The sequence below is a fragment of the Colwellia sp. genome, assembly GCF_013215345.1.
Taxonomy (GTDB): Bacteria; Pseudomonadota; Gammaproteobacteria; order Enterobacterales; family Alteromonadaceae; genus Colwellia.
Map to the genome: position 1 here is coordinate 1 of NZ_JABSOV010000086.1, position 16644 is coordinate 16644.

General features: G+C 39.1%; 14 protein-coding genes. 5 read left to right on the forward strand and 9 right to left on the reverse strand.

The genetic code is table 11. The features are described 5' to 3' along the window. Window positions 1-218 precede the first annotated feature (218 nt). Window positions 219-704 (forward strand): hypothetical protein, encoded by a 486-nt coding sequence (locus HRT50_RS13090; RefSeq protein WP_291615230.1) that lies wholly within the window; start codon window positions 219-221, stop codon window positions 702-704. A 27-nt stretch (window positions 705-731) separates the two neighbouring features. Continuing rightward, a complete protein-coding gene (locus HRT50_RS13095) occupies window positions 732-977 on the forward strand; it encodes a helix-turn-helix transcriptional regulator (protein ID WP_291615232.1) in 246 nt (81 codons plus the stop codon). A gap of 114 nt (window positions 978-1091) precedes the next feature. On the opposite strand, the gene HRT50_RS13100 is transcribed toward HRT50_RS13095, so the two are convergent. Together HRT50_RS13100 and HRT50_RS13105 are read right to left on the reverse strand one after the other, a co-directional pair. Further along, window positions 1092-1223, reverse strand: coding sequence for a hypothetical protein (locus HRT50_RS13100; RefSeq protein ID WP_291615234.1), 132 nt, complete (start codon window positions 1221-1223; stop codon window positions 1092-1094). 184 nt (window positions 1224-1407) lie between these two features. Further along, on the reverse strand, window positions 1408-1632 hold the full coding sequence (locus HRT50_RS13105; protein WP_291615236.1) for a hypothetical protein: 225 nt from the start codon (window positions 1630-1632) through the stop codon (window positions 1408-1410). A gap of 167 nt (window positions 1633-1799) precedes the next feature. Between HRT50_RS13105 and HRT50_RS13110 the strand changes: the two genes are divergently transcribed. From HRT50_RS13110 to HRT50_RS13120, 3 genes are read left to right on the forward strand one after another with little or no spacing between them, the layout of a single operon-like run. Next, window positions 1800-2138 carry a hypothetical protein gene (locus HRT50_RS13110; RefSeq protein ID WP_291615238.1) on the forward strand — a complete coding sequence of 113 codons (339 nt, stop codon included), beginning with the start codon at window positions 1800-1802 and terminating at the stop codon, window positions 2136-2138. Then, on the forward strand, window positions 2138-2392 hold the full coding sequence (locus HRT50_RS13115) for a hypothetical protein (protein WP_291615240.1): 255 nt from the start codon (window positions 2138-2140) through the stop codon (window positions 2390-2392). Before HRT50_RS13110 ends, HRT50_RS13115 begins: the two co-directional genes overlap by 1 nt. Before the next feature lie 6 nt (window positions 2393-2398). Then, the gene (locus HRT50_RS13120; protein ID WP_291615242.1) at window positions 2399-4063 is read left to right on the forward strand and encodes a PepSY domain-containing protein; all 1665 of its coding nucleotides are present in this window, start codon (window positions 2399-2401) and stop codon (window positions 4061-4063) included. Between the two features lie 152 nt (window positions 4064-4215). Here the strand turns inward: HRT50_RS13120 and HRT50_RS13125 are convergent, their stop codons facing one another. From HRT50_RS13125 to HRT50_RS13155, 7 genes are all read right to left on the reverse strand, one after another. Further along, window positions 4216-6537, reverse strand: a complete 2322-nt coding sequence (locus HRT50_RS13125; RefSeq protein ID WP_291615244.1) for a TonB-dependent receptor — start codon at window positions 6535-6537, stop codon at window positions 4216-4218. A 423-nt stretch (window positions 6538-6960) separates the two neighbouring features. Beyond that, a complete protein-coding gene (locus HRT50_RS13130; RefSeq protein WP_291615246.1) occupies window positions 6961-9339 on the reverse strand; it encodes a TonB-dependent receptor in 2379 nt (792 codons plus the stop codon). Window positions 9340-9622: 283 nt separating this feature from the next. Next, window positions 9623-10306: a hypothetical protein gene (locus HRT50_RS13135; protein ID WP_291615248.1), complete on the reverse strand. Its 684-nt coding sequence runs from the start codon at window positions 10304-10306 to the stop codon at window positions 9623-9625. A 509-nt stretch (window positions 10307-10815) separates the two neighbouring features. Further along, window positions 10816-12198 carry a cytochrome c oxidase accessory protein CcoG gene (gene ccoG, locus HRT50_RS13140; protein ID WP_291615254.1) on the reverse strand — a complete coding sequence of 461 codons (1383 nt, stop codon included), beginning with the start codon at window positions 12196-12198 and terminating at the stop codon, window positions 10816-10818. A 169-nt stretch (window positions 12199-12367) separates the two neighbouring features. Continuing rightward, window positions 12368-13792 carry a sigma 54-interacting transcriptional regulator gene (locus HRT50_RS13145; protein ID WP_291615256.1) on the reverse strand — a complete coding sequence of 475 codons (1425 nt, stop codon included), beginning with the start codon at window positions 13790-13792 and terminating at the stop codon, window positions 12368-12370. A 179-nt stretch (window positions 13793-13971) separates the two neighbouring features. Beyond that, entirely contained in the window at window positions 13972-14949 is a 978-nt protein-coding gene (locus HRT50_RS13150) for a hypothetical protein (RefSeq protein ID WP_291615258.1), read from the reverse strand. A 243-nt stretch (window positions 14950-15192) separates the two neighbouring features. Continuing rightward, the coding region (locus HRT50_RS13155; RefSeq protein ID WP_291615259.1) for a TonB-dependent receptor at window positions 15193-16644 on the reverse strand (1452 nt) is incomplete at its 5' end.

A 16644-nucleotide genomic window follows, 5' to 3' on the forward strand; every position in this document is an offset into this window, starting at 1 on the left:
AGCACCAAAATACCAGTTTCAAAATGCATGATCCTTACCTATCAGTTAAGGGCGGATTCGTTAAGTATAGTAAAAATTTTTTAGCAAAACCTTCTTTAACGACTGAGTTAGTTATGTTAATTTAAATAAACACAATGTTAATAATGTTTGACAATGTGTCTATTGGACATTACCTTGTGTTAAGTTTATTTAACATTTAAAGCCCGAGAAGGTAATATATGATTTTAAAAAATAGTAATTTTAGTGAACAAACAGCATGGATTAGTGTGGTTTTTACCGTATTTATAGCTGTATTTTATGGTTATGGCATTACTCAACTTGAAGGAAGTTTTGCCACACATGCCGAGCAAATTGTTGGTTTATGGATGAGTACCATCATCGCCAGTATTATTTTTGTGGTGATTGCCTTTTCGGGGTTAGCTGTTATTAGAAAACTAAATGGGGATGATGAAGATATTTCTTTGGTTGATGAAAGAGATGAACTCATTGAAGCTAGAGCGACTAGATGGGCTTACTATAACTTGAGTACTTGCATTATTATTTTGTTTGTACATATATTTTGCCAAGGGGTTATACCTAATTATCCTTTTTTTACTAACGTGCCACCCATAGACTTTCTCATTCACGGTGTGATGCTTTCAAGCTTATTAGTTGAATTTGTTTTACGTGCAACGCAACTCTACCGCTACCGTACGGCAGCTTAGTTAAAGAGAATAATTAAGGGCAAAGACATGACTAAAAAAGCGAAAGGTATTATTAGTAATCAGTTAAGAAAAAAACGTTTTGAAAAAGATGAAATGACGCAGCAGGAGTTAGCTAAAGCGCTAGGAGTAACTCGGCAAACTATTGCAGCTATTGAAGCAGGTAAGTACTCTCCATCATTAGAAGTAGCTTTTTGTTTAACCGATATCTTTGCCACACCCCTTGATGAGTTATTTCAGTGGCAAGCCAATGAGAGTGAGTCTGATAAAGACTAAGTAAGGCTACTCATTTATAAAGAATAGCGGGTGCTAGCTTATGTTAGACAAGTAATAATTTAAATAAAACGTCACCTTAGGTGATGCTTTTATTTATAAGGCTAACTGTGGCGATTAACTTATATAAGCCTGCTCAACTTGAGATAAGTGTGAAATTACTTCAACAATTTCAGCTTTTGCTTGCGCAGGCTGCTCCGCGCCATCAATACCAATAATGGCCATGGCTTGTACCGTAGCCGGGTGCACTAATAAATCTTTAGCGTGATAACAGTTGGCGTCAGTTAATTTAGGCAGTGTGCCATCGGCATGATAACCAGACTCAATCTCTGCAAGAGATAAGGTTGGAAGAATATCTGCTGCTTGGCTTAATGCCGTTAAGTATTCTTGGCATTGCGGAAATTTATCGATAAAACATATTGATAATAGGTTTTTATGCAGCCACTAAACCCGCCGAAGATTTTTCAATATCAGCATCTGTGCCGTCGGTATCAATTAAAACGATTAATTGTTCAGCATTAGCTTTGTAGTCAGTAAAAAGTTTTAAAGCTGACTCTGCGACACTATTTTCTGTCAGTGCTGAATCGGTTGTTTGTTGAGGTGTTTTATTACAGCCAACTAAGGCGAGGAAGGCGGTAGCGCAAATGATTTTTTTCATCGTTGTTCCATTTCGATATTCATATAGTGCGATAGGTGATTCATTATTAAATAAATGGCATCAATTCTCATTTGCTTTTGTACAGCTATTGCTTAAAACTCTATCTCGCCTTATCATAAATGGAAATAATAATTGTTATTGTTTGCAACTGTGATTTAGAGAGTGTTATGTTGTTAAGTTTTATTCCCGCCTGGCTGGCCTGCTTTATTTGGTACGGTGCAAGTTCAAGGCAAACTTTTTTAAAAAAAGCACTGCCAAAGCCTGTCAGTAGCATCACAGTACTGGTACTACTGTCGTTGATGTTAGTTATTTTATTGCAGCATTTGCCGACCGTTTCGGCACTAATTACCGGATTTTCGTTGGTTTGTTGTTTTCTTCCTTTAGTTACTCTGATAAGTGCTTATAAAAAATATTACTTACATCTCAGTAGTGCTTTGATTTTTTTACTGGCGCTTTCTTCACCTTTTATTAGTTGGTTAGGACTTAATTTTGGGAGCTATAGCTGATGTGGTCACGTACTTTTGCCGGGTTTTTATTAGGATTATTGATATCCATTTCTGTGGTGTTAAATCTGAATCTGCTGCTACCAATAAAAGAAGATACCATGTTGTTAATTGGACTTTTGTGCGCTTTCCCTATCTGGGCAGGTATGCAAGTCTGGGCTTATTCCTTTCCTAGTGCAAAAAAAGCATGGTTAAAGTTAACTTTTGTACTTGCTCCCTCGGCTTTACTCAACCTTCTACTACTTTCACTGCGGTAACTCATTATGAAACGCGATGCACTTAAAGCGCTAACCAATGCCCATGCTTGGGTTGGCCTAATTATTTCTACCATATTATTTATTATATTTTTTGCTGGCTCGTTGAGTTTATTCCGAGAAGATATTATTTCTTGGGAACGCGATCCTTACTTTACTGTTAGTGATGATGTCGAAAACTTTTCTTTTGATGCACTTATTAGCCAAGTAACACAAGATTATAAGGTACATACCCATGGTTACTTTATTTTGCAGCGGCCAACTGCAGAACAGCCCAGTAGTAATATATATTTTGAAGAAGAAATAGTAACACAGGGGAATCTAGGTTTTAAACAAGACAGTCAACTCGAAGACCCTGTAGACGATCACATAGATAGACACCTTATCATTTCACCGGACGGTACAATACTGGGTGATGGTAATGCCTTTGACTGGGGAAATTTTCTATATCATCTACATTATAATTTACATATTCCACAAGTAGGCTTGTATTTTGTTGGTCTAGTGACCTTGTTCTTTTTTGTCGCATTATTAAGTGGTGTCGTCATACATTGGCGTAAAATTATCAGTAAATTCTTTCAATATCGTAAAGACGGTAATAAAGATAAATTACTTGATGCTCACAACTTGATTGGCGTTATGGGTTTACCTTTTCATATTATGTATGCCTTTTCAGGGTTAGTATTTAACTTATTGATTGTTTATCAAATATCTTATGCAGTTGCCCTGTATGGAGGTGATCAAGCTAAGCTATTTAAAGCGGCGGGTGTGGTTGATGTTCATATAGAAGAAACCAATATTGCTGTGCCCGTACAAGGCATAGATAAATTATACCTAACGGCAAAAGAGTCCTTAGGAGAAGTAGCTATAACACGTATCTCTATTGACCATTTTGGTGATGAAAGTGCTTCGGTGACCTTTCGTGGCGATGATAAAAGTCAATTTTCCACCCGTAAAGAAGTGACTTACCATATCGTCTCGGGTCGTGAGCTTTATCTCACCAAAAATAATTATGATAATGATATCCGCGGTGGTTTAGCGGTTATTGCTAGTTTGCATTTTGGTGACTTTGCTGGCTATTCACTACGCATATTATTTTTTGTCTTGGGCATAGGTACCTGTTATATCATTTTAACCGGCAACTTAATGTGGTTGCAAAAAAGAGCAAACTTACGCAGCGAAAAACAAAATAAATTTGGTTTACGGTTAGTTAAAGCAATGACCACTGGCGGTTTTATCGGTACTATTTTTGCCACTGCAGTAGGTTTTCTGTGCGCAAGGTTATTGCCGATAGAGTTAGTAGACCGTAGTGACTTAATTGGACAAATTTTCTTTGCTTGTTTAGCGGCTAGCTTGATTGCTTCATTACTTATTAAAGCGCAACAGCAATTCGCGGCAATATTCTTAAAAATTACCGCGCTGGCGTTAGCGATGATACCTGTTTTAGATTGGCTAATGTTGTCACAAGGTATTGTTGTTATGTTTAAAGCAGGGCACTTTGATGTAGTTATTGTCGAAGTCATGTTGTTAAGTTTAGCGTTATGCTGTTGGTTAGTATCATCAAGGTTATTTAGTAGTACAGAAACTGTTGTGAATGAGCAGCCAATAAGCCTGAATGAACTTGCTGAAAATTCAATAGCTGAAGTTATGCCATCAGTTAAAGTTATTAGTTAATATCACTCGTTAAGTTCAGCCGCTAAGGTAAATATTTAGTATCTTCTCTTCTGCATATCGAGTAATAAATAATAAAAAGGAGCCAATTGGCTCCTTTTTATATGTAGTGAAATTTAGTGACAATGTAAGTTAACTACTCTGTCTTGAACTAACTAAAAACTACCTCTTACACTGATACTAACTTGTCGAGGATTACCTAGGGTAATATAATTGGTTTGTCTCGCGGCAATATATTCATCATCAAAAATGTTTTTACCGATTAAGTAGACACCGACACTTTGCCACTCATAACCTAGCTGCATATTTACCAGCGTACGGCTGTCATTGTGCGCATCAAAGTCTGTATCTTTCTCCGTCAGACCTCTAGCGTATGGGTTAACGTCTGCTGGAGAATCACTGGCATAGTTGGCATTAATATCGGCAAAAAAGCCATTGTCTGCGACATAGGTACCGCCTATAGTGGCAGTCCATTCAGGTGAATTAGCAAAACTACGACCCGTTAGAACATTATCCTTTTGCCCTGGTATCTGCAAGATATAGTCAGTAAATTCACTCCTCGCCTGACCCAGTGCAGAATAGAATTTAAATTGCTCATTGAGTTGGTAATTTACTTCTACTTCAAAACCTTTCACCGTTGATTTAGCAGCATTGACGGTTTGGGTATCAAAAGTATTCTCAGATAATTGTGCTACCACTTGTTGATCTTTCCAATCAAGATAAAAAATATTGGCATTCGCTGTTAACGCACCCTCTAACCAACTAGAGCGTAATGATAGCTCATAGTTATCGGTATACTCGGCATCGTATTGGAATGTCTCTGCTTGAGCAATATTGGTGCCTACGCCACCGGAACGGTAGCCTTTTTGAAAAGTAAAACTGGTGGTTAAGTCTTCGCTCCAGTGATAGCTAGCGCCTATTTTAGGTAATAAGCTATTAAAGTCAGCGTCAACCAGCGGGCTGGTCTTACTTGCTTGTTGCACCATGTTGAAAATGTAATTATTTAAGCCGGTAACTAAAGGAATAATGGCCTGATAAGGCGTGTCTTGATAGCTGGCTGGGTCAGGCATTAATTGGCTATTTTGCAAAGTTAAATTACTACGACCAGCATTTTTTTGTTGCTCATAATCCCAACGTAAACCAGCATATATATCCCACTGCTCAGTTATTTGATAGACAAAATCAGTGAAAATAGCATAGCTAGTTACTTCACTTTCTGTGGTTGAAGTATTTAAAAAGCTAACTGGGTCAAAAGCACTGTATTGACTGATCACTAAATCAGCGGTACCCGCATCTAAGCCATAGCTGTTTTGCAAAAATCGGCTATTTAAGCCAATAGTCGATAATCTGGTATAAGAACTACCAGCGACGGCAGTATTTATTTCTTCACTGTAATAATAAGCGCCGATAATGCCTTGTAAGTTTTCATAATCTAAATTGAAGCGTAGTTCCTGACTTAAGCTATCAATATCTACATCATAAACTCGAGTACCTTCATCTTCTGGACCATTATCACCATCCCAGTCATAACCTGAATTAACAGCGGAGTAGGCGGTAACTGCGGTGAAACTCCATTCGTCGGATAATTCATAGTCAACCGCTAGTGTTACTATATCAGCATCATAGAATTGCTCTTGTTTATCATTGTTATTGGTATAACGCTGGTCGTAGGTGCTGCCAGTTTCAGCTTTAATAACACCGACTGTGCCACGGTTGTTTTTAGCATAGGTGTAGCTGAACTGTACTTCAAGATCTGGTATGGCATCAGGAGTCAGTAAAAGCTTTAGTCGATAGAGATCATCTTCATTAAAGTCACTGGTCTCGTTACGGGTAATATTGGTATTAAAACCGTCTATTTCTTTATGCTCACCGCTAAAACGGAAGGCTAGTTGGTCTTCGATAATACCGCCACCAAAAGCTAGCGCAGCTTCTTTTTCACCATATTCACCGCCTTGTAAGCGATAAATACCCTGCCATTCATCGGTAGGTTTTTGGGTATTTAAAATTATCGCACCAGCTAAGGCATTACGACCTTGCAGTGTTGATTGTGGGCCACGTAAAATTTCTACTTGTTGCGCGTCCCAAGTTGAGAAACCGCCACCATCGATCATTTGTTGAGGTAAGGCTGCACCATCAACATAAACACTGGCTAAATAACTATTACCACCACCAGAAACATTATCACCATTTATGCCACGAATGCTAAAGCCATTTGACGGCGTTGTGAAAGTATTGGCGGTAAAAGTTAATGCATCGGAAAAGTTAGTTATATTTTGTTGTTGAAATTGCTCACTGGTGATAACAGCGACACTGGTAGTGGTTTCTTGCAGAGTCCGAGCAATTTTTTGACCGGTGACAATAATTCTTTCAATTTGCTGTTCTTGCTTAACGGCTTGCTCAGTATCAGTATTTGCACTGACTGTGGCGGATAATAATAGACCGGCACTTATTGCACTGGCCACGAGAGATAATTTCATTACTACACCCTATGTTAATGATAATCAGAATGATATCTATTTGTATTAAGTGGTCGGATGTTATCAGTAAGTGTCAGTATTGAAAACAATTTTTTACAAAGTTGTAATTAATTTTAACTAGTAATTAATAAGCTGCCTTGGTGTGAACTCGTCGAAATCCAAAGGTGTAAGGACTGGAATTTCTGCCTTGGAATTAACGGGTCATAAAATGAAGATGCAATTAACTGGCAAAATAATAGCTAAAAGCAATAACCAGTAAAATTATTTTATAAGTGGGCTGGAGATAGTTATTTTCGTTCCTGCTTTTGGCTCTGACGACAGCTTTTATGCTGGTAGATATTGGTGAGGTCAGAGTTAGGCTGAAAAATAGCTGTTTTGAAAGCCAGTAGAGAACCTAGGGCTCTCTACTGGTAATTTAGTTAACTAAAAACTACCTCTAACACTTAAACTAAGCTGCCTTGGGTGACCGATAGTAAGGGTCTCTTCGCCATTATATTCTAAATACTCTTTATCAAAAATGTTTTGGCCTAGTAAGTAAACACCAATAGAGTCCCATTCATAACCCAACTGCATATTAACTAATGTGCGGCTATGATTTTGCACATCATAATATTCGTGCCCGGGTTCATGACCACTAATATAAGGGTTAATATATCCTGGTGAAGTACTGGCATAATTAGCGCTGACATTGGCAAATAAACCATTATCAGCGGTATAAGTAGCGCCAATATTCCCGGTCCATTCAGGGGAGTCGGCAAAACTTCTGCCTGATAAATCATAAAAATCATCGCCATTAACGACACTTATGCCACCCGTTTCGGTGTTTGATTTAGGTGCGGCAACTAAAAATTCAGTAAATTCACTTTTTGCCTGCCCGATTGATGAATAAAGTTTAAACTGGTTATTTACTTGGTAATTTAGCTCTAGCTCAAAGCCTTGTAATTTAGAGCTACCGGCATTTTTTGTCTCAGTATCAAAAACATTACCAGAGAGTTGCACTCTAACTTGTTGATCTGTCCAGTCAATATAAAAAATATTGGCATTAGCGACTAAGGCACCCTCTAACCAAGTAGAGCGTAATGAAAATTCATAATTATTGGTATATTCCGGATCGTACTGATATGCGGTTGCGGTTGCGGTATTAGTACCGACACCGCCAGAGCGATAACCTTGTTGAAAAGTAAAGCTGGTGGTTAAGTCTTCATTCCAATGATAACTAACACCAATCTTAGGTAATACCGTATCAAAGCTGGCATCAACTAACGGGGTTGTGCCATTCGCATTTTCGACACTATTGTAGATAAAGGCATTAAGTCCGGTAATTAATGGTATTAGCCCTTGATATGGTGTGCCTTGATAACTGGCAGGGTCTGGAAGTAAATGGCCGTTTTTCAATGCTACAGTGGTATTGTCGGCGTTTTTCTGCTCTTCGCGGTCGAAACGTAAACCCGCGTAGATATCCCATTGCTCGGTTATTTGATAGACAAAGTCGGTGAATAACGCATAACTGGTCACCTCTGTTGTTGTATCGCCGGTATTAACATATACAGCAGGATTAAAAGCGTCATATTGCGCCATTACTAAGCCAGCGGTTCCCGCATCTAGACCATAATTTCTCATTAAAAATTCATCATCTAAGCCGGCTCTATCTAATGATAAATTACTCAAGCCAATAGTTTTACTACCTATATCTTCATTAAAATAGTATGCACCGACTATGCCTTGCAGGTTTTCATAGTCAAAGGTCAAACGTAACTCTTGACTAAATGTATCAATGCTCGTGTTCCAATTATTTCGACTTAGCTCTTCAGCAGTGCCATCGGCATCTCGAATTGAACCGTCATCAACTTTAGAATATGTGGTTACTGAGGTAAAATCCCATTCATCATTGAGTAGATAGTCAACTTTTAACGATACTAAGTCGGCATCATAAAATTGCTTATTGGCAAGATTGTTATAGACATAAGCATGACTATAAACAGAAACTTCTTTAGAGGCGTTGCCATAATTAGGATTGTTAATCCAGTTCAGGCCGCGCTCATTTTCGGCATGGGTATAAGATAATTGAGCGCTAAGGTCTGGCAGGGCATCAGGAGTGAGTAAAAACTTTAAGCGGTAAAGTTGATCTTCGCGAGCATTGCCTGGTTGCTTAAGGGTAAGGTTTTCAATAAAACCATCGGCTTCTTTATGTTCACCACTAAAACGGAAAGCGAGCTGATCTTCGATAAGACCACCACCAAAAGCGATTGCCGCTTCTCTTTCGCCGTATTCACCAATTTGCAATCTATATTTGCCTTGCCATTCATGCGTTGCTGCCTGAGTATTCATTATTATCGCACCCGCTAATGCATTTCGGCCTTGCAGGGTCGATTGTGGACCACGTAAAATCTCGACCTGATTGGCATCCCAAGTAGAGAAACTACCGCCGTCTATCATTTGTCTGGGCAATGAGGCGCCATCAACATAAACACTGGCTAGATAACTATTACCGCCACCTGAAACATTGGTACCGTTAATGCCACGAATGCTAAAACCACCATTGGCGGTTGCATGGGTATTTGCTGTTATCGTTAAGGCATCATAAAAGCTGGTAATATTTTGTTGCTCAATATCCTGTGCGGTGACAACGGCAACACTGGTGGTGGTTTCTTGTAGGCTCCGGGAAAATTTTTGACCGGTAACTATAATGCGTTCTATTTTTTGTTCTTGCTCAACGCTTTTCTGGGTATCAGTATTTGCGCTAACAGTGGCAGACAATAAAAAACCAGTACTTATTGCACTGGCCACGAGAGATAATTTCATTAACAACACCTTAATGATAATGATAGCAGGAATGATATCTATTTGTATTTGGGTGCGGATATTAGCAGTAACTGCTGATTTTTAAAATAACTTTGTGTAAATATGTAACTTGTTGTCGCTATTGATGCATGGGGTATTCAGGGGAGGTTGTGAAGACAGTAAAGGTTGTCGGGATACTGCTAGTGCAGCTTATTTTTTCTAGTAAGTTAAAGTAGTCATGTTAATTATAAATACAAAAAAGGAGCCTGACACGGCTCTTTTTTAGCTTTATTAACTCGAAATATTAAAGCGCTACATAACTTAAGGTACTGATATACATTAAGCTGTCGACTTGCTTGCCGGAATGCATGGCTTGTTTATCTACCGTATGAACACTGGTCAAAATAAAACGGCCACTTTCTTGAGATTTAATCTCAATTTGCCCGTGTTTATTGGTGGTGAAGTTATGGTGCATTTTACTTGGCGTAAGTAATAAGACTGATTTGTTCGCTAAAGGCTTACCGGCAAACGTGGCAGTGAAAATATTGCCATTGGCAGTAACGGGTACTAGCTCATAGGTTAACTTTGCCGTGGTTTCACTGCGGCCAACACGGGCTTGTAAAATACCGCCTTGAAGTTTACCTTCACTACGTTTCCAAAACTGCCACCAAGCACTATCATCCATCTGCCAAGGTTGCCAAACTTGATCACTAAATAAGCGAGCATCACCTTCGCCACTTACTAGCGCCTGAAAGTGATCATTATTTTGTACCAGTGGTGCAATACTTTGGCGATCTGTAATAAAAACTTGTGAGCCAGATAACTTGTCTATTTCACTGCCTACTTCAGGCTCTCCCGGTTCCCCGAGATAGACTCTTACCGGACCATTATCGTCTCGCTCTAACCAAACTTCGTGGGCGTTACTTTGGTAAGAAGTCAGTGCTACTAACATGGTAAATAATACTGTTCTAATACGTAAAAATGACATTGTGAAAGTTCCTATAGCTAAAATGAGTAGAGCACTATAGTAACCACAAATACAGATGAAAACAATTCTCATTTGTATTTAAGTGTTTTACTAGGTTTTAGTTAAGGTTATTGAGTTAACCAATGACATTTATTTATTTCTTACTTATACCCGTTACCATTCAAGATGCATGTTTCAGAGTGCTTGAGCAATTTCAATTCAAGGCGCTGTGATGAAATAATGGTTGTTCCATTATGAGTTACAGTAACGATGAAGTGATGTTGCTCAAACGCTTCTTCGATGGGTTTAAAAGGGCTTTATACCGCGTTAAATAATGAACCCATAGAGTGACTATGCTTACATTATTTCCCTTGCCTAAAGTCCTTTTAATTCCCACTGAAATCGAGCACTTTGAATGGTAATGGGTATAAAGGGCGAGGTGGCTTACTAATAGGTTTAGATAAAGCAGGCCACTTGCCTTTTGGGTGAGTTACTCGTTTAAGTAACTTAAAGTTGTTACTTCAAATTAATTAGTTGCGAAAGAACACACTAGTCTTTTGCAAGATTATATCGGGTTGTTCGATAGCTTGAATAATGAAGTTAAAGGTCGTTATTTTTTGCTTTAACTCATAGCCATCAATAGCCAAGGTGATAGGGATCTCTTGCATAACACCAGCGCCAATAAGTACTTTTTTATCAAGTTTTACTTCACTGCTCGCTAAACTATCGACATTAATTTTAAAGTGCAGTGGCACCTGACTTTTGTTAAGAATTTTTAGGGTGAAGGTATTTTCTACTACCCCTTCAAAATTAACACGGTACAAAGCCGTTCTATCGCGAATTACATTGGCTTCTAAGGGGATTCTGCTATCAATGGCAAAAACCACTAAGGCGGTAAAAATCAAGGTTAAGCTAGCATAAGAGACAAGTTTGATATTGAATCTGTTGGTTTCTTTTCCTGCTAATGCCTGCTCACTGGTATAGCTTATTAAGCCTTTGGCATAATTAAACTTTTCCATTGTTTGGTCACAAGCATCAATGCAAAGGCCACAATTGATACACTCGTATTGGATGCCATTACGAATATCTATGCCAGCAGGGCAGACATCGACACACAAGTTACAATTGACACAATCCCCTAAACCGAGTGCTTTTGGGTCGTCTTTACGTTTTCGCGGCGCTCTGTTTTCACCGCGCTTGCTATCGTAAGCCACCATAAAGGTATTTTTGTCGAACATGGCCGACTGAAAGCGAGAGTATGGACAAAAGTGAATGCAAAGATGTTCTCTCATCCAGCCGGCATTTACATGTGTGCATACGGCAAAAAATAACACCCAGAAAGTTACCGCGCCACTTGAACCAAAGCCGAATAGTCCGCGATATAATTCACCCACTGGGACAAAGTAAGAGATAAAAGTGGTTGCGGTGAGCAGGGACATCAACAGCCAACAAATATGCTTGAGACTTTTACGGCTTATTTTGTTCATTGTCCACGGGGCTTTATCTAAGGCTATACGTTGATTACGTGTGCCCTCAGTTCTGTGTTCAATCCAAACATAAGCTAGAGTCCAAATTGTTTGTGGACAAACATAGCCGCACCAGACACGGCCAAGCCAGGTGGTAATAAAAAATAAGGCAAAGGCTGCTGCCATTAATACCCCCGCTAACAAGATAAAATCCTGTGGCCAAAAGGTAACGGCAAAGATGCGAAACTCTTGGCTAACGACATCGAATAATATCGCTTGTTGGCCGTTAAATTGTATCCAGGGCATGGCAATAAACATCATCATCAGTAGCCAACCGATATTTCGGCGGACTTGTTGGTAAAAACCTTTTTGCTCTCTTACATAGACACCGCCCTTGGCTTTATAGGGTTTGATGATCAGGTGCTCTTCTTTGAAATTAAACTTCATTAATTACTACAGGGTCATAATTGAGTAATTACCCTATATCAATAAACGCGCCACAAAGTTAGTGATTTAAGTTATTGTATTTTAATGTTATTTTTACTAGTGCAAAATGATAAAGCCACGACATATCGTGTAGTAGCGATATATCGTGGCTTTTTGCATTGAGGCTGGATTATTGGCGGGTTATCTTCAGTTTTTTCATCCGTGAGCGCAAGGTGCTATCTGGCATAGCAAGTATTTTCGCTGCGCCATTATCGCCACCAATGCGCCAACTACAATCATTTAATACTTCAATAATATAGGCTTTTTCTATCTCAGCTAAGGGCTTATTGGCACTGTTGGTAACGCTGTGGCTCTTGCTGAAATTCTGACTAATGTTGAGCATGTTTGTAGTTGATAAAATGACTTCGCGTTCAAGAATGTTCTGTAGCTCTCTGATATTACCTGGCCAGTGATAGTTGGCTAGTTTGGCTAAACTGCGTTTGTTAATGCCGGTAATATTTTTATTTAACTTAATATTAAGCTGTTTAAGGATACTGTTACATAACAAGGGGATGTCTTCAATACGCTGCCTTAATGCCGGCATAACAATGGGAAAAACATTTAACCTGTAGTACAAGTCCATACGAAATGTACCTTGCTCAACCATGGCGAATAAATCTTGGTTAGTAGCAACAATAATGCGTAAATCCACTTTAATGGTTTTGCTACCGCCAACCCGTTCAAATTCTCGTTCTTGTAGCACTCTAAGTAATTTACTTTGCGCTTCGGGGCTTAATTCGCCAATTTCATCTAGAAATAGTGTGCCTTTATCGGCTAACTCAAAGCGACCTTTATGTCTTTCGATTGCGCCGGTAAAAGCACCTTTCTCATGACCAAATAATTCTGACTCGAGTAAGTTAGCACTAAAGGCGGCGCAGTTTACTTTTACTAGTGGCGAGTTATGGCGTTGGCTGAGTTGATGTAAATTACGGGCGACCACTTCCTTGCCGGTGCCATTCTCACCAAGAATTAATACCGTACTGTCAGTTTTAGCGACCAAGTTAATTTGCTTGAGCATATCTCGAAAGGTTTTGCTGTTACCTTCTAAGCCGGAGCCACTCCAGCTTTCATTAATTTCATCTTGTAAGTAAGTATTTTCTGCTTGCAGCTTTTCGGTCAGCTGTTGTACGGTTTTTAAGGCATATTTGAGTTTTTCATCCGCTAATCGTTGCTGGCTGACATCGCGAAAAACCGCGACCGCGCCTATCAACTCGCCCTCTTTATAAACCGGCGTTGAAGTGTATTCTACCGGGAAGCTAGTACCATCTTTTCGCCAAAATACTTCATGGGTAATTTTACGCTCTACGCCATCGCGCATGGTATTGTAAATATTACATTCTTCGCTAGGGTAGGGCTCGCCATTAGCATGACTATGATGGTGATATTTATGGATGTTTTTACCGAGTAATTCGGCTGACAGCCAGCCGGTCATTTGCTCAGAGGCAGGATTAACAAACACGGCATTGCCGTCTATATCAAAGCCATAAACACCTTCGCCGACGGCATTAAGTAGTAATTGTGAGTCAGCTAAAAACTCTTTTATATTTGCGGCCATGCTTTACCTTCTCTTGCCTATACGCCAATGCACGATATATCGTGGTGTGATGTTAGCTTATCAGTAATGGCTAAAAAAATCTGGCGGTAGCGCAACAAAATTTAATTATAAAAAAGGCCAGCGTTAAGAAGTAACACTGGCCTTGGTTTTGGTGATTTTTACTCTGAGAAAAATAGCCGTTATGACTTACTTAACGCCGCTAATTCTTTTTTCGCTAAAAAGTTATCCATTTTTGAGCGCAGTAATTTATATAACAAAATTGAACCGTCAATTTCTTCTTTACGATTGGTTAAGCTCTCAATATTTAAGCCTAGTGGTAAATCATAAGGCAGAATCGCATCTAATATTTGTTGTAAGCTATTAACACAAAATTGAATTGATTCATGCAAAGGATTTTTTGCATTAAGAATACGTAAACTAGTGGCCTCGGGCACATTAACCCCTAACCATTCGATAAATTCTAAGGTTTTTTCACTGCCGCACGGAGAGAAGGTTAAGATCAAACGCTGTGGTTTCAAACCTTGTTTTTGGCACTCAATAGCATAACGAGTAAGTAAATCTATGGTCGCTTGTGGGTTGTATATCGCTTGTGAAATAAAGAAACTACAGCCTTGCTGGTGTTTGGTAATTAAACGCTGGTGTTCATCTTTCTTACTGGCATGGCGCTCGGCAATCGTAACACCACCAATGAAAAAGTCATGTGGGTTATCTACCAAGGTTTTATAAGCATCCGCCAAAGGTAAGGAAATCTTATTATCTTTTGATGGGCTACCAACTAGCACTACATCTTTTACGCCATATTTTTCCCACGCTTCGTTTGCCCATTCATTAAAGTCATCACTATTAGATTGAATAACGCTTTTATAAGTAATCACCGGACGTTTCGATTTTTTATTCAATAAAGAAGAATAAAGTCTCGTATCATGTGTTGACTTAAACGGGAAAGGTCTTGGTTTGCTAATGCGCGAATTTTCATCTTGAATGTCATAAACAATCAGACCATCAAAGTCGATATCACTGACACGTTCAAGTAGCTTATCGGCAATCTCGCTCACTTTATCAAGTGGTGTATCACTTTTAGGTGGTGTGGTACCAATAAAGTAGACACCTCGATTAATATCATTGTATCTGGTTTGTAGCTCTGATTGCGTCGTCAAAATATTTCTTCTTTGTTTGTTTTTGGATGTTTGGGCGTTTAGATGGCTATATACTCATTTAAATTGCTGCTTTTGTCAACCATTGTGTGCTGGATAATATGAAATCTTATTCACTCAGTTGAAAAATAGTCTATTGATGATGTTTATCAGGGCAGTAAAAAGCGAGTGCTTTATTAGAACACTCGCTGTTAGTTATCTTATTGTCAGCCAAGCTGAGCATTTAGCTAATGTTTTAGTCAAACATTAGAACTGCCAAGCAAGGGTTACTCTAAAGTCACGACCGGCTTCTGCTATGCCTGAGTCAATTGGCCCATAGGTACCATAGGTTGCATGATCATAGTAAAACTTATCAAAGATGTTTTTCACCGCTGCATTTAAGGTCAGGTCTTCACTACCCATGACATACCATTTGGCGGTAAGGTCATGCACAGCGTAACCTCTTTTTTCAGGTAGTTGTTCGCCATCCCAAACATTCACCCCGGTATCGGTTAAACGTTCAGCGAAGTTCGCCACCCAAGAAAGCTCAACGTCTGCATGCACAGCATAGTTAAAATCCACTACCCAAACATTACCGACAGAAGTACCTATTGACCAGTCTTGATCTGAAAGCGGCTGGCCAACAAGGATAGGATTAATATGCTCTTCCCATTCTGGATTACTGTTGCTGTAACCAAGGCCAACTGAGAAGTCACTCCAAGAGTAACGGGCACTGGCATTAAAGCCGACGTTTTTAATATCACCAACATTTTTCAATTCATTGGAACTAACACCGTCTAAGTTTTTAGCGGTAGACACTGCATCAAGAATATCTGAGCGATAAACATCCCCAGAGATGGTTAGACCATTGGCCATATAGTTAAAGCCAATCTCGTAGTTTTTAGCTATTTCTTCAGATAAGCCATCTTCGTTGGTGTAGTAACCTAAGACAAATAGTTCTTTTACTTTTTGGCCACGCATGGCTTGGGCAAAACCGGTGTAAATTGAGAAGTCATCATTAAAGGCGTAAGTAACATTTATGTTAGGACTAAAGCCATTTGAGCTATATTTTACTTGTCGGTCATCAAGTAATTCATAATCATCAAAACGCACACCAAAGCTCAGCATAACTTGCTTATTGATGGTGTAATAATCCTGTGCATAGACACCATAGACAGTGCCTTCCTCTTTACCTTCAAGCAAATAGTCAGTGCCGACATTTTCTAATTTTGCTTCATCCTGACGATAATCAGCACCATAAACAATTTTATGCTGAGCTAATAAACTGGTGTTACGTATAGCAATACCGCTAGATTCAAACACAGCATGGTAAATATTGCTGGTATTAGTTTCTTCATCTAAATGGATATGTTGAATCGAGTTATCGGTATTATAAATATTGATATTTAAATTAATGAGCGGGTTGTTCTCTGGGTTAAAATCATAATTAACAATATAAGTTTCACGCTGACTTTCTTGCGGGATAGCTGGATTTTTAAAGCTAGGGTGCCAATGAGTACGTAATAAACGTGTTTCGTCATCAGCTCTACTTTCAAAACTAAAGGTCAGTTTTTGTGAATCGCTAAACTCACTGACCAGTTTTATAAAGCCGATATCTTGATCTGTTTCGGTATATTCAGCTTCATCACCATTACCGTCAACAATATTGCCGCCTTTGGCTTTGGCTACTGTGACCATGCCGCTAAAACTTTCAGTGAT